11 protein-coding genes are annotated in these 14,326 nt (G+C 48.4%); all 11 read right to left on the bottom strand.

Translation table 11 applies throughout. From position 1 onward, the window contains the following. Positions 1 to 55: 55 nt before the first annotated feature. The 11 genes from JMF85_RS05095 to JMF85_RS05045 all read right to left on the bottom strand — a co-directional run bounded on the left by JMF85_RS05095 (position 56) and on the right by JMF85_RS05045 (position 13,975). Positions 56 to 475 carry a hypothetical protein gene (locus tag JMF85_RS05095; RefSeq protein WP_054796305.1) on the bottom strand — a complete coding sequence of 140 codons (420 nt, stop codon included), beginning with the start codon at positions 473 to 475 and terminating at the stop codon, positions 56 to 58. A 106-nt stretch (positions 476 to 581) separates the two neighbouring features. After that, entirely contained in the window at positions 582 to 1,313 is a 732-nt protein-coding gene (locus JMF85_RS05090; protein WP_201317861.1) for a ComFC family protein, read from the bottom strand. Positions 1,314 to 1,393: 80 nt separating this feature from the next. After that, the gene (locus JMF85_RS05085) at positions 1,394 to 3,256 is read right to left on the bottom strand and encodes an ATP-dependent helicase ComFA (RefSeq protein ID WP_201317845.1); all 1,863 of its coding nucleotides are present in this window, start codon (positions 3,254 to 3,256) and stop codon (positions 1,394 to 1,396) included. 20 nt (positions 3,257 to 3,276) lie between these two features. Beyond that, positions 3,277 to 3,675, bottom strand: coding sequence for a glycosyltransferase family A protein (locus JMF85_RS05080; protein ID WP_054796301.1), 399 nt, complete (start codon positions 3,673 to 3,675; stop codon positions 3,277 to 3,279). A gap of 89 nt (positions 3,676 to 3,764) precedes the next feature. Continuing rightward, on the bottom strand, positions 3,765 to 4,490 hold the full coding sequence (locus JMF85_RS05075; RefSeq protein ID WP_141335950.1) for a response regulator: 726 nt from the start codon (positions 4,488 to 4,490) through the stop codon (positions 3,765 to 3,767). 5 nt (positions 4,491 to 4,495) lie between these two features. Then, complete coding sequence (locus JMF85_RS05070; RefSeq protein ID WP_127609046.1) at positions 4,496 to 5,650, bottom strand: sensor histidine kinase; 1,155 nt, start codon at positions 5,648 to 5,650, stop codon at positions 4,496 to 4,498. 88 nt (positions 5,651 to 5,738) lie between these two features. Then, positions 5,739 to 8,357: a stalk domain-containing protein gene (locus JMF85_RS05065; protein WP_201317844.1), complete on the bottom strand. Its 2,619-nt coding sequence runs from the start codon at positions 8,355 to 8,357 to the stop codon at positions 5,739 to 5,741. Positions 8,358 to 8,515: 158 nt separating this feature from the next. Then, entirely contained in the window at positions 8,516 to 9,718 is a 1,203-nt protein-coding gene (metK, locus tag JMF85_RS05060; protein WP_141335947.1) for a methionine adenosyltransferase, read from the bottom strand. Positions 9,719 to 9,908: 190 nt separating this feature from the next. Next, positions 9,909 to 10,178 carry an alpha/beta-type small acid-soluble spore protein gene (locus tag JMF85_RS05055; protein ID WP_054799369.1) on the bottom strand — a complete coding sequence of 90 codons (270 nt, stop codon included), beginning with the start codon at positions 10,176 to 10,178 and terminating at the stop codon, positions 9,909 to 9,911. Between the two features lie 89 nt (positions 10,179 to 10,267). Beyond that, positions 10,268 to 10,810 carry a hypothetical protein gene (locus JMF85_RS05050; protein WP_201317843.1) on the bottom strand — a complete coding sequence of 181 codons (543 nt, stop codon included), beginning with the start codon at positions 10,808 to 10,810 and terminating at the stop codon, positions 10,268 to 10,270. A gap of 84 nt (positions 10,811 to 10,894) precedes the next feature. After that, positions 10,895 to 13,975, bottom strand: a complete 3,081-nt coding sequence (locus JMF85_RS05045; protein ID WP_201317842.1) for an S-layer homology domain-containing protein — start codon at positions 13,973 to 13,975, stop codon at positions 10,895 to 10,897. Between the last annotated feature and the right edge of the window lie 351 nt (positions 13,976 to 14,326).

Below are 14,326 nucleotides of genomic sequence, written 5' to 3'. Positions count from 1 at the left end.
TTATTACTTTTATCGGTGGGGGGAGATGAAAAGTTTATATGTGATTGACAATTCCTTATTGATGCCGCTCGTGTAATCGATCCTTAATATTGAAGGTTACTTTGCCCTCCTGCTTTTCTTTCTTTCGCTGATCGTCTTCCATCATATTGCTCGCATCCTTCGCCAGCCGCGTACGGCAGGAATCGCAAATGGTATGATCCTTTATAGCTGTCCCGCAAACCTCACAGCTGTACGACATATTCGGGTTATTCTTAATGGAGATACGGCCCTCACGGATGAACTTCGTGATTTGCTTTACCGGTACCTCCGTTGCTTCGCTCAATTCATGGATCGTGCATGTCCGATATTCACGGAGATATTTCAAACATTTCTCATACTGGCTTTCAATGTCCTTGATGCAGTTCGGACATAGGCCGTGCATGTTTTTCACATATATTTTACCACACCGGTAACAGTTTGCCACATTCAGACTCATGACATACCTCCTTGTCTATAAGCCAACCTCTATACCCCTAGTTTAGCTCAAACAATAGGACAATGCACTTCCTTTTTTCGAAAAAGTGGTAAGATTCACACATGTCTTATCTGGCAAAAGTAAGACCAAATACCTGCACGGGCAAGGACTTGCGAATGACCCGGGCACACTCGTTCAAGGTGCTTCCGGTCGTATATACATCGTCTACAATGTAGAGGTGCGTACGCTGCGTGCAAGTGTACGAAAGCAGTTGACTGACCGCCTCCGGTATCAACTCAAACACTCCCTGCATATCGTCCAACCGGTCCGCTCTGCCCTTAAAGCTTTGCTTCGCGGTATGGCGGGTACGACGGAGTAGAGGAAGCACCGGAATGCCGGTCAAGCGGCTTACTTCGACAGCCATTTGCTCAGCCTGATTGAATCCCCGCTCCCCGTAACGCTCCTCGCTTAGTGGAACGAAGGTCATATAGGCTTGATCGGGCTTTGGCCAAGCCTCTTGCTCGAGCGCGAGCCGATGCAGATGATACGCGTGGACCAGCATATTTCCGAGCACGCGTTTGAGCGATTCTTTGCCACGGTACTTGTACAGCGCCAGCCATGATTTCATCTGTTCGTCATAACGAACGCAGCTGCGGTTTTGCACGAAGTAGGTCTCCTCCCGCCTTGTGCAATCCGGGCAGCGCTCGTGCCGGCCGCAGCGCGCACACTGTACGTTTCGTATCCATGGGATTGCCGCCTCGCAGGAGCGGCACACCTGCAGCTGCGCCGAGACGCTCCCTTTACTCGCATTGCCGCATACCAAGCAAGTTCGCGCGCGCGGAGCGAGCTGCCCTTCCATACCTCGCACCCATCGTTTCCATAAAGAAAACCATCGTTCTTTCCACGGTTGAATGATGTCCAGATCCTCCTCCTAACGCCCTAGTCGATATATCCTCTTTTTCGAGCTAGCGCATTCATCTCCTTAATCTGCTTGACGGCCTGAACCTGAGATCTGGTCTTCTCCTCAGCGGCAAAATAAACGAATCCGTTCGGGTCCTGCGCAGAGCGTCCCGCTCTACCGGCCATCTGGACCAGCGAAGCGGCATCGAACATGGAAGACCCGGCCTCCAGAATAAACACATCGGATTTCGGAATCGTCACGCCTCGCTCCAGAATGGTCGTCGTCACCAGCAGCCGGATGGCCCCGGAACGGAAGGAGACCACCTTCTCCGCGCGCTCAGCATCCCTCGAGGACGTCCCCTCTATTCCATAACCCGGGAACGCACTACGAAGCAGAGTAACAAAGGAATCAACCGTTTTGATATTCGGCACAAACACAAACACTTGCGCGCCTCGAGTCAGAGACCTCTGAATCGCCGATTGTAAACGTGCCGGCAGCCGCTGTTCCTGCAGCAATCGCTTTATCGGAGAACATCGGAGCAATACCGGTTCGGGCAGCGGGCGCCTATGGTATCTTGCAGGTACCCGGGCATGCGGCAGGAGGCCTGCGCGCACCTGCTGCTGCAGCGCCTCGGGAGGTGTGGCGGATAGCAAGATAAAGGATCCGCCCGGCGAGCATACTTGTTCCACCGCATAGAGCAGCATAGGATTGTTGTGATATGGAAAAGCATCGATCTCGTCCACGATAACCAGATCGAAAGCTTCCTTAAACCGCATCATCTGATGCGTCGTCGCCAAGGTAAGCTCGCCTCGCTCCCAGCGCTGCTCACTGCCGCCGTACAGCGTGACGACACGAATGTGCGGGAATGCCTTCTCCAACCGCGGCTTCAGCTCCAGAACGACATCCCTCCGCGGCGTCACGACCGCCACCTTGCCGTGCGATTCGACCGTGTACTGGATCATCGGAAATATCATTTCGGTTTTTCCCGCCCCGGTGACCGCCCAAATTAAAAACCGGCCCATACCCGTTTTTTCACTGGTAAGGGATTTATTTGCTTTCAAAAAACTCAATGCTTCCTCCGATGCGGCAGCTTGTATCGGGCTTAGCCCCCATGATTCAAGGTAAGCGGTATTAGACTTCGACTGTAGCGGACCCTTGCTAACCTCGCGTTTCATTCCGGTCGCTCGAATGCCCTGAACCAGCGGGCTGCAAGAGCGAACCCTGCCCATCGTCAAACAGCCCTCGCAATACGGACAATCGGTCCCGCACGACGGACAGCCCGACCATACAACAAGCCCCGCTTCCTCAGGCTTCCCCTGTATGCCTGTGCTCCCGCACCGCAGGCAGCGCGCCTGCGCCCTACGCCAACCGGCTAGTCCCAGGGCGTGACGAACGTTCCCTGCCTGTATACCCGGGTGGAGCGTCAACCGCTTTTGCAGCCATGCCAGTTGGAGCAAATAGGGTAAGCCTGCATGAGACTCTGCTTGCCCCCAGGACTTCTCTTTCAGAAGCGCCTCCAGCTCCTCCAGCAATAAGCTTCTTCCTTCGACCCCCTGGGCTAAAGCCGACACTAGACGATCCGTTTCGATCCAAGCTGTTTTGGTCACCTCATCGCTTGCTTGCGGACGCCAAGACCAAAGTCTCCAGTGGTCCGTAGCGGAAGCCTTCCAACCTAACCCGGCGGCTGCCCGCCGCAACGCGGCCAAGTCGTCCCCCCTCCGTCCGTTCAAGCTCTTCACAAGAGCGTAGGCTTGTCCGAACGACAAAGACGGTTCCAGCACACGCAGACGAAAATCTCGACCGTGTACCCGAACCGAATGATCCCGATCCGCCCGCAGTTCCAAAGAAACGTGCCAGGACTTCTCTTTCGCACTATCCAGCAAATAGACGAATGCTTTCATGCTACTCCTTTATCCGATGATCACATATATTTGAAGGCGGTTTCTAAACCATCTGCTTGATTAAGCTGGACAATCACAATCTGCTCATGCTCGTGCTTCAACATCCACTCGTCCCAATTGTCTTCCACACGCGTATGAATGTTCAGATGATGTTCCTTGCTTAACCGCTCGGCAATAGCGATCGTCTCGTCCGTAGATCCTTCGTCGGCAAGTGTCACCTCGATCGATTTACCCTTTATCCAGGAGAACAAATGCAGTGACCTCAAATACCACTCAATATCGCGTCCGTTATTCCTCGTTCGGAGCACATAATGCGTGATGCGGTGGCTTCCGTGCCGCTTCCAACGCCAGTGAAGCGTATGGATGATTGCGATTCCCGCAGCGTAAAAGCCCATGATCCAAACCAAGCCTATCATCATAGCGGCTCCCTCCCTTAAGAGCAGTATATGCCGCTTCCATAAGGTTGGTGCCTTGGGAATCTAAATAAAGACTGCTGTCGTCCGGCAGCTTACAGGGTTACCCAGCCGTTCTTAATAGCGATAATGACCGCTTGCGTCCGATCATCGACTTCCATCTTTTGCAGAATACTGCTTACATGGTTTTTTACCGTCTTTTCGCTTATGTAAAGAAACTCGCCGATCATCTTATTGCTCTTGCCTTCCGCCATAAGACGAAGCACTTCCGCTTCGCGGCGCGTCAGCGGGCTATTGTCCATATGCACATATTTCACGCCGGCTTCCTTGGCCGCGGTACTGGTACCGGAGACGCCTTGCTCGTCCAAGTAAGTCATTCGGCGCAGTTGATTGATCAGCTTGCCTGTCACTTTGGGGTGAATGTAGGCATGTCCCGCGACAACCGAGCGAATCGCGTTAATGAGCGACTCTGCTTCCATGTCCTTCAGCAAATAACCGGAAGCTCCCTTACGAAGCGTCTCAAACACATAGCTTTCGTCATCATGAATGGAGAGAATGATCACCTTAATATCGGGAAAAATATCTTTCAGCTTCTCCGTTGCGACGACGCCATTCTCGACCGGCATGTTGATGTCCATCAGGACGATGTCCGGGTGAAGCGTATTGCATAATTCCAGAACCTGAATACCGTCTCCGCACTCGCCGACGACTTCCAAATCGCTCTCCATATTTAAAATCCGCTTAACTCCCTCGCGAAACAACTGATGGTCATCCGCAAGAACCAGCTTTATCGGGCGCTTGACATTGCCCATGATATCCATAATTCTTACTCCTCTCTGGAATCCGATTTAATTGGTATGACCATGGAAACTTTCGTTCCTACGCCCACCGTCGATTCAATATCCATTCTGCCTTCGAGAAGCTCTACGCGTTCCCGCATGCCCATCAATCCGTAGTGTGTGCCATTGGCAATCTTCTTATCTATGTTTTCGGTCGAAAAGCCCATGCCGTTGTCACTCACCGTCAATTTGACCATTTGCTGTTGGAAGGTCAGCTCGAGCGTCACATGAGTAGCCTGTGCGTGCTTGTGGACATTAGAGAACGTCTCCTGCACGAGTCGATAGATCGCAACCTCCATGCCCGAAGGCAGACGAATTTCTTTACCCACCATTTCGAACTTGGTACGTATTTTCGCTTTCTCTTCGTAATCCTGGACGAATTTACGAAGCGTCGGCACGAGGCCTAAATCGTCAAGCGCCATGGGGCGGAGGTTGAAGATGATTTTCCGAACCTCTTCAATTCCGCTCCGCACGCTTAGCTTCAGATCGCTTAATTCATTTTTTACCGCGTTATAGGCTTCCTTGGCCAACATCCGCTCGGTAATTTCCGTACGAAGCACCATGTTAGCCATATTTTGCGCCAGGCCGTCATGAATTTCCCGGGCAATGCGCTTACGTTCTTCTTCCTGTGCCAATATAATTTTCAAGCCCAATAGTTGGCGGTTCTTGGCGGATTCCAATATGCGCGTCACCTGGTTCAGGTCTCCTGACAAATACTCCAGAACGACGCCGAATTGAGACACTAACGTTTCCGCCCGCTCCAATTGTTTATCTACATTCTTGATTCGCTTCTGCAAATCATCGCGGCGATGTTTTAAATGCAGTTCCTTTTCCCTGTGAATAGCCAATTGGGCCTGGAGTTGAGTAGCCGCTTCGTACGCGGCGCGAATATCTTCTTCATTGAATCGTTTGAAATCACGGCTGACTTCCGTCAATCGGACGCGGGACCGCCGGTAATCGACCTCAAAACGATCCACCGTGTCGATCATCTTCTTCGTTTCTTCAATGACAAGCTGCAGCTCATTGTTAAGCGCTTCGCGTTCAGCCCGGACACTCTCACAAATCTCAAATATCTGGTACTTGCTGTTCTCCATCACATTAATGGCATTCTTGATGACGCGGTCAAAGACGTCGACTTGCATCCGGACAGTGCTCCTTCGCCATTTTTCTCGTTCGTTCTAGCAATATAGTACCATAATCACGAAAGAATGTGAGAGCTTGAAGCACTAATTATTGCATCGTGATTTGCTGAGTCTTAGCGTCCCAAGTCACCTTCCAGCCCAAATTCTCGGATAAAATCCGGAGTGGAACCATAGTTATATCACTTTTAATGACAGGCGCTACCTCGGCTGTGATGCGCTGACCGTTGACAAGCAAGTCTTTCTGATCGATCCATAGGTCGATCATCTTGGTTCCCCGGATGACCGTAACTTTGCGTTCCTTCTCGTCCCAACGAACCGTACCGCCCAGCGCATCCGTTACGAAACGAATCGGAATCAATGTATTTCCTTCCGTAATATAGGGCGCCTGCTCCAAAGTCAGGCTTTTCCCGTTCACCGTAACCGCCTTCTTGTTAATCGTCAACCCTACCGAATTTTGTGCCGGCTGCTGGACGCTGCCGCGATAAGTAAAGGCGATATCGTCGATTCCGATACTGCCTTTCGCCGCCCGTTCGTCCTGTCCGATTTCTTCATTAACCAAATACAAGCTTTTCACACGAATCGGATAATTCATTTTATATTCGGATAAGTCGGCTGTCAACTGCTTCCAGCCTTTCCAGTTAATATTGCGCGCCAAATCGACGTAATGGATTTTTCCGCTGTTATCTAGAATTTCGGCCCGCAGCCAGTTTAAGCTCTCGTCACCGTTCACTTTTACCTTCAGCATTTGCGGCTGACCTTCAATGAGCACTCCGGTATCCAGCGTCGCATAAGCCCATTTGTTGCCTGTCCCCTGCGTAAAATCATACTGCAGCTCGAGGTACTTATTATTCGTCTCGCTCGGCTTGATCTGTACGGACGCTTTAACTTCCGCGGGCTTCTGATCGGACATCGTCATGACAGCAAAATTGTCGAGGTCATACCAGGTTTTGTCGATCCCGACCGGAATTGTCGCCATTGTGCTATAACCGTCATAACGGGCGATCAGTTGAGCGCCAGTGCTGCCGTTGAGGCTTTCAACCGTCAGTTTCCCGTTAGCCGCCTGACCTTTAATGCCGAGAACCTCCCACTCGATGAGTTCCGCCGGAATCTCCCTCGTTTTGCCCGAGACGGTTGTCGCGACTACGGGGATTTTATAAGTCTCGCCTTCGGACAAAGCCAAGCTATCGGTCATGATCTTCATACTGGCGATTTGGTTCCTTCCGGCAACCTCCACGTCAGCCGTAAAGCTTGCTTGGCCGGATACGGCGGTTACTTTAGCCATACCCGCCTTGGTCGGTGTAAATACGTTTTCTTTAAATGTGCCCCTCTGATCGGCGACGCTCCACTGGGCGGTCATCGTACCCGCTTCCATCGGGTTGTAGTATTCGTCGTAAGCTTTGGTGCTAAGCGGCGAATGTTCCCCGAGGAACAATACGTTAGGGGCTTGGACGAATAAACCTTTTACTTGCCCCTTAGGGGCAATGGAGTAGACGCCTACACCATTCACAACTTTCCGTTGTATGCCGGTTTCCGTCTTGTTGACAAGCACCGGCTCGAATTCGCCGAGCGGTCTGGCGACCATTTGCGTAGAGCCGCCGCCGTCGAGATTCAATCCCTTCCATACGCCGACCTGAATCATAAACTGCTGCAGCTCGGTCATACTCAAACCCTTGCTTTCGCCGCTGTAATCGGCTGTAATGAGATAAGCCGTTTTCTCGTCCTTCGAGTACCCGATCGCCGTTCGGGAACGGGTGCAGCACAAGCTCGCCACTTCACGCGAGAACTTTGCGGGCTGGCCGCCGTCCACCAGAATCGTGTGGCCACCGATCATCATTTTGAACTTGGTCACGTCGTACTTCGTATTCGAGTCCTGAGCAAGCACTTCATAGTCCGCCTTTATCGGATCTCCTACCTTCAGGTGGGCACGCACAAACTCGGCCGCTTTGCCCGATGCGCGCAAAATATACCCGTCTTGGGGAGCAATCATATTCACAACGCCGTTCTCCGGGATCTGCGTGATGATGCCGTTCTGCACCAGCACTTCGGTCGGATAAGTCACTCCGTCGTTGGAGCGGTCCACCTGCCCCCAGGCATTCGTGTACATGAAGAGGCCGTCGATATGACTATGCTCCCCGCCCGGCTCAAACCAGTAATACGTCTTATTAATCCCGCCAAGCGGATAGCTCGCTCCATCTTTCGCTATGATGTTTCCTTTAAAAGTAAATAAGTCCACAATCGGTTTATTGTTCTGATCGAGGGCGAATGTGTAAAAGCCCGGTAAATACGGCGGAGTCGCCATAAGCTGTCCGTTACTTATTTGCGGGCCCATCGGTACCCCTTCAGCCTGCGTGTTATAGAAATCTCCGTTCACCCCGGCTACGGCTTTCGTCTCTATAGCCATTCCGAGCACGGTCTGCTTTTTCGTAAACTGATTGTTGGTACCCGTCATCACATCCAATTTGACGTTCGAATTCGTCAAGTCCACTTCCACTACATTCGCGTTCACTTTTACGTCTTTATTGTTACGGGTCGTCTGCCAAGTGTATTTTTTCAATATAGCGCCTGACGTTAAAATTTCTTGGTTCACCATCGTTAGAACAGGTTGGCTTTGTGCAAAGGCAGCGGTTGTCGCTGACCAAGATGATAGGATAACGCTAGCTGCTAGTACGACATACGACAACTTTCGCCACTTCTTGTGCAAAATCACGCTATTAATCTCCTCTCTATTTCACTCTCCTTTCTATTAGACTCTTATTCTATGAGAAAAGTTACGTTCATTGCATAGTATAATATTCGACAAAGTCAAAAAGACGATCCGAATCGAATCGGATCGTCTTGCTTAGACAGATCATAAACGCTGATATATTACAGTGCGTCTGCTTTCAACTGCTCCGCTTTGTCCGTACGCTCCCAAGGCAAATCGATATCCGTACGGCCAAAATGTCCGTAGGCTGCCGTTTGCTTGTAAATCGGGCGACGCAGGTCGAGCATTTTGATAATGCCTGCAGGGCGCAGGTCGAAGTTTTTGCGAACGATTTCGACCAGCTTCTCTTCGCTCACTGTACCTGTACCGAATGTATCGACGGAGATCGATACCGGCTTAGCCACACCAATTGCGTAGGCAAGCTGTACTTCGCACTTGTCGGCAAGACCTGCGGCAACAATGTTCTTCGCAACATAGCGTGCTGCATATGCGCCGGAGCGGTCAACTTTCGTCGGATCTTTACCGGAGAAAGCGCCGCCGCCGTGACGAGCGTAACCGCCGTACGTATCGACGATAATTTTACGGCCTGTGAGACCTGCATCCCCTTGTGGTCCACCGATAACGAAACGCCCCGTCGGGTTGATGAAGTATTTGGTATCGGCATCGATCAAGTGTTCCGGTACAACCGGCTTGATGACGTGCTCTTTAATGTCAGCTTGAATTTGCTCCAGCGTAATTTCTTCCGCATGCTGGGTAGAAACGACAATCGTGTCGACACGAACCGGCTTTGCTCCATCGTATTCGACAGTAACTTGCGTTTTACCATCCGGACGGAGGTAGCCAAGCGTACCGTTCTTGCGAACTTCGGACAAGCGGCGGGACAATTGGTGAGAAAGAGAAATCGGCAATGGCATCAATTCAGGAGTTTCATTGACTGCAAAACCGAACATCATCCCTTGGTCGCCCGCTCCGATCGCTTCGATCTGATCGTCTGACATTTGACCTTCGCGTGCTTCGAGGGCTTGGTCTACCCCTTGTGCGATGTCAGGCGACTGCTCATTCAAGGAAACAAGCACGGCGCAAGTGGACGAGTCAAAACCATACTTAGCTCGCGTATAGCCAATATCTTTAATCGTTTGACGTGCGATCGATTGGATATCGACAAACTCCGAACGGCTTGAAATTTCACCGATCACAAGCACTAAACCTGTAGCAACGGAAACTTCGCACGCAACACGCGCGTTAGGGTCATTAGCAAGAAAAGCATCCAGAACGGAGTCGGATATTTGGTCGCAAATTTTATCCGGATGACCTTCGGTAACGGACTCGGATGTAAACAAGCGACGACCGGTTGAATTGGACATTAGAACAACCTCCTACTGCTAGTATTAATTAATGAATAAGTCTACATGCAAAAAATTAACCTTTTCCGAGTGGAAAAGGTTTCTTTAATGTTTACCTTCATTCTGTATGTTACTGGATTTGTCCAACACTGTCAATGAATTCGGGACTTGTTCAAAAAAATTAACAATTAGTGCTTTAAATTGTTTCCAGCTAGAGTCCGAACAACGTTTCCTCGGCCTTTTTAATTAGGCGGGAAGTAATCGTTCCCCCGACAGCGCCTGCATCACGAGATGCGATATGCCCCCAATAATCCTCTTTCACTTGTTGGGACGGAATTGAACCAAGCTCTGTCGCAAACTCCACATTCATGCTCGCCATCTGTTTACCTACCGGTAGCCCCAGTTCGGCCGCAATTTCATACTTCAGAATATCCAACGCTTTTCCGCTCTCCGGTACGACCTTCTTGTTTGTTTTCGACATAATCGAAAGCCTCCTTCATCGGGATGTGGGCTTAGTATGACCGCTCCGAAGGAAGTCAAACGTATAAATGATTGGTCGCAAGGGTAAAATTATGGAGTAGCTTTTGTACCGTCGGCATTTAAAATGGAATAGCTTCCGCGTACCATGACGAATATGTCTTGTTTGTTTTTTGGATCCGGCTTAATTCCCCGTCCTTCGCGTGGAACAATAAGCAAATGATTCAGCTCGACCGGTGCGCCATTCGTAATATCTTTACCTATGGTAACGTCAGCGATACCGCTTTCATCCGAGCTGGTGACGAGTACTTTGCCGCTTCGAACAATGATTTCGGTGCCTGAGCCGCCATAGAGAGCTTGCGATTGCTGGAGTTCAACGATAGTGAGGTTAGTCGTAGATGGAGCAGGTTGAGTAGAAGGATCCGGCGCTTTACCGCCGCTGCTTGTATGATTCGCAAGGGCCTCTGTAATTTTCTTCTCGATTTGTTGATCGAAGTAGCTTTTGGTAATGACAGGATCGTTGACTGAGCCTGGTGTTACTGCCGTGTCAGAACTGCTGGCATTGGCTATGTATATGGTGCTCGTGCAAATCAGGACCATACAAAGCATTAACTTTTTCTTGAATGTATTCAACATATATAATCACCTCTGGATAGGTTCTTAAAATAAAAGAGACCCTTTCGGGTCTCTCTTATAAACTTCTGTTACGGTAAGCTTCTGTTACGGAGTCACAGTAACGTCAGTAGTTACAGATTTAGTACCGGAAGTAGCTTTCAGTACGAAGCTTGTAACATTACCATTAAGTGTAATTGTACCATTACCAGCAACAGTTACAGTACCGCCACCAATTACATCAGACACAGTGTAAAGAACATTTGTGAATTGTCTGAAGTTGAAGATTTCTTCTTTCGTGTACTCAATACCGTAGTTGTCGATTACTTTAAGATCCATGATTGTGTACGCATTGTCGTTCAGAGTATTACCAGTTTTAGCAGCGTCATAGGAGCTGTTACCAGCTGTCAAGGAAGCTACAGATACTGGATCCGTTTTGACATTAACGTTCACAACTTCTGTTTTTTGCTCACCTTTAAGGTTCGTGTAAGCAATAGTAATCGTTGCAGTGCCTGCTTTGTTACCAACGATTGCTGCTTTACCTGCATCAGCAGCGTTAACAGTTGGAACTGCTTTTCCATTTTCATCGAATTCAAATCCGAAACCGTTATTGTATACAGCATGAGCTACGCTAGTGTTAGAAGAAGTTACTGCTGTAATCAGGTTTTCAGGAATTGCAACCTCATTACCCGATTTATCTTTTGCTTTGATCGAAATTGTTCTGCCAAGAGCATTATAATACTTTCCTGCATCAGTATCTTTAAAGTTATTAGTCATGCCGCTATCCAATACTGCAAACAGGTCTTTAACCGGTTCGATTCTGTAAGTCAGCTCAGTAGTGCTTGGAAGCACTTCAACTTCGTTGTCAACAGTTTTCAAAGTAACTGTTTTAGTTGCATCCGTGAAGCCTGTTTTATTTTCCAACAGTTTAACTTCCAGCTTCACTTTTTGAGCAGCGTTCGTTACATTTTGGCCAGTCAACTTGATTTCTTTACCGTTAAACGCTTTGAAGTTCGTGCTAGGAATATCTACTCCATCTGCTACTGGACCGGATACAGAACCATATGTTGCGTTAGATACGCTAACAGCAAGTTTGTAGTTAGCAGCGTTAGAACCAAGGGTATCCAACTTCTCGCCGTATTGGTCAAGCACTTGCCATTTAACTTTGGAAGCACCGCCGTTAGTAGCTTTGTGAGCTGGCTCAGCGCTTACGAGTTTAATCGTATCAGCTACACGTTGGTCTTGAACCGTGTATTGTTGATACTTATTAACTTGTACGTTTGCTGTGTAGATACCAAGGTTAACGTAAACTACTCCGCCTTTACCAGCAGTAATGGAGTCTAGTTTAATTTTACCTTTGTGTTCACCGCTTGTAACAATTGCATCGTTACCGTTACCCAATGGAGCGGTTGCGATGTTTGCTCCAGAAACGGAGATTGTAAAGCGCTTGTTCTTAGCATTGTCTACGATATCATCTGCGCTTAATTGGTCGCCATTAGCATCATAGGCCACGATTGGGATGTATTTATTTACATCGCCTGTTGCCAACACACCGTTGAAAGAACCAAAGTCTACGCTAGTTGCAAGCTTAGTCGATTTAACAGAGATTGTTGCAGTAGCAGAGGATCCGCTAACATATACAGTCGCTGTATATTCGCCTGCTTTATCAATGTTTTTGGACAAGCTGATTTTCAATTTATCTTTCTTAGCTGTAGTAGCATCAAACTTCAACGCTTCATCATTCCAAGGAGTGATGATAACATCAGCTTTCGTACGATCGCTCAAGGAAGCAAATGCGCCCGTAAATTTATCGTTGTCTTTGAAGACATCGCCATATTGATCGTATCTTGTGATTGGAAGTTCTACATACTCGCCTTCGCCATTCAAAGTTGTAGATCCAGTGGAATATACCGGTGCGCCAAGCTCAATTTTGGAAACCATTGGCTCTGTACCAATTTTGAATGTTTTTTGAGCGGAAATGTTGGAGTTCGTCAGGTAAATGTTGATCGGAACAACATCAAGCTCACTTGTAGTTGGAGTCCCTGCAGAGTTTTTAGTAGTGTCCAACTCAATTTCAAGGAAACCTGTATCATCATTTCTCTTAACGGTTTTAGTTTCGCCGCCCGCCATAGCCGTGTAGCTACCGCCGTTGATAGAAGCATTCTCACCGTATTGGTTTTCAGCTTTCACCTTAACGATTACGCTAGGGGATTTAGCAATTTTTTCACTTGGGTTAACGAAGCTCAGCTTAGTCAACTTCTCGTCTTCAGCAGTGAATTCGGCAGTGGATTTATCAATTGTAGCAGCATCCAAGCCAGTAACCGCTACAGAGTAAGAACCTGCAGTAATTTTAACATCATCCAAAGTCAAGATTGCGGATTTTTTGTCTTCGGAGAACTTAGTTGTTGTAGCAATTGCTAGGCTGCCTTTTTTCAGTGTTACTTGAGCTTTGTCAGTATCAACTGGTTTGTTGAAGTTTACAGTAACTTGTCTAACGCCAGTTGCTTTAGCTTCAGTTACGCTAACTTTACCAGCTGGAACGTATTGTTTGTCAGCAGCGTAGGAAGACAATACGAGCAAGTCACGAGTAGCTGCGGAAGTACCACCGAAAGTACCGTCTTCGCCGCTAGTCAAGATTTTTTTCTCGATTGCTACTGCAACGTAACCTTTAGCCCAGTCGGAAACTGTTTTGTCGCTTACGCCAGCGCTTGCTTTCGCTTCAGCTTCCCAACCAAGACCGCGAACCAGGAAAGTTGCGAGTTCTTGTTTAGTAACTTCGCCAGCAGGATTGTATTCACCAGGTGCATAACCGTCAGTCAAACCAGCAGCTTTCAAAGCTTCGATGTAAGGAAGAGCGTAGCCGTTAGCTGGGTCTTCTGCTTTAACATCGCTGAAGCTGGAAGTTTTCAAGGAAGTGTCAACTTCCAGATCAAAGATCAAAGCTGCAACTTTAGCGAATTGAGCGCGGTTCATTTTGTCTTTCAGACCAAATGTTTTTTCGCCTACGCCGTCGAAGATGCCGCCAGAGATCATTGCATCGAAAATTACTTTTTGTTCTGCTGTCAGATCTTTCAGATCGTCGAAGTCAGCAGATGTTTTCTTAGCTTCAGCTTCAGCGCCGAACGCAACGGAAGAAAACATCGAGAATGCCATAGCCAAGGACAAAATTGCAGATAAACTTTTTTTCATAACCTTTTTTCTCCTCCTCGAATATCTTTCGGTTGTTGAGAGTTTTCTTTAGATAAATTATAGCTCATTTCCCTCATTAGCCGATTCACCCCCTTCCCAGAGTTTAGAGCAAAAATGATTTTAACTTAGTTAAGTCTGCAACGTATAAGTTTGCAGAAACTAGTAAACACTAATAATGTCCCTACTTAGAGACTCGCATGCCATTTAACATTATACACTGACATGCGACCAAAGGTAAAGAGCAAATTTTGTGAATATTATCCAATGTTTAATGCTCTTTCCTTGTTCCTTGCGTGATTCACTGTATTAAACGCAAGGTTTTTTAAAAAGTTGCGCCTCTCGAATAACTTT

Origin of the sequence: Paenibacillus sp. EPM92 (genome assembly GCF_016586185.1) — a bacterium.
GTDB classification, from domain to species: domain Bacteria; phylum Bacillota; class Bacilli; order Paenibacillales; family NBRC-103111; genus Paenibacillus_G; species Paenibacillus_G validus.
This window is presented reverse-complemented; position numbering and strand designations above follow the sequence as displayed.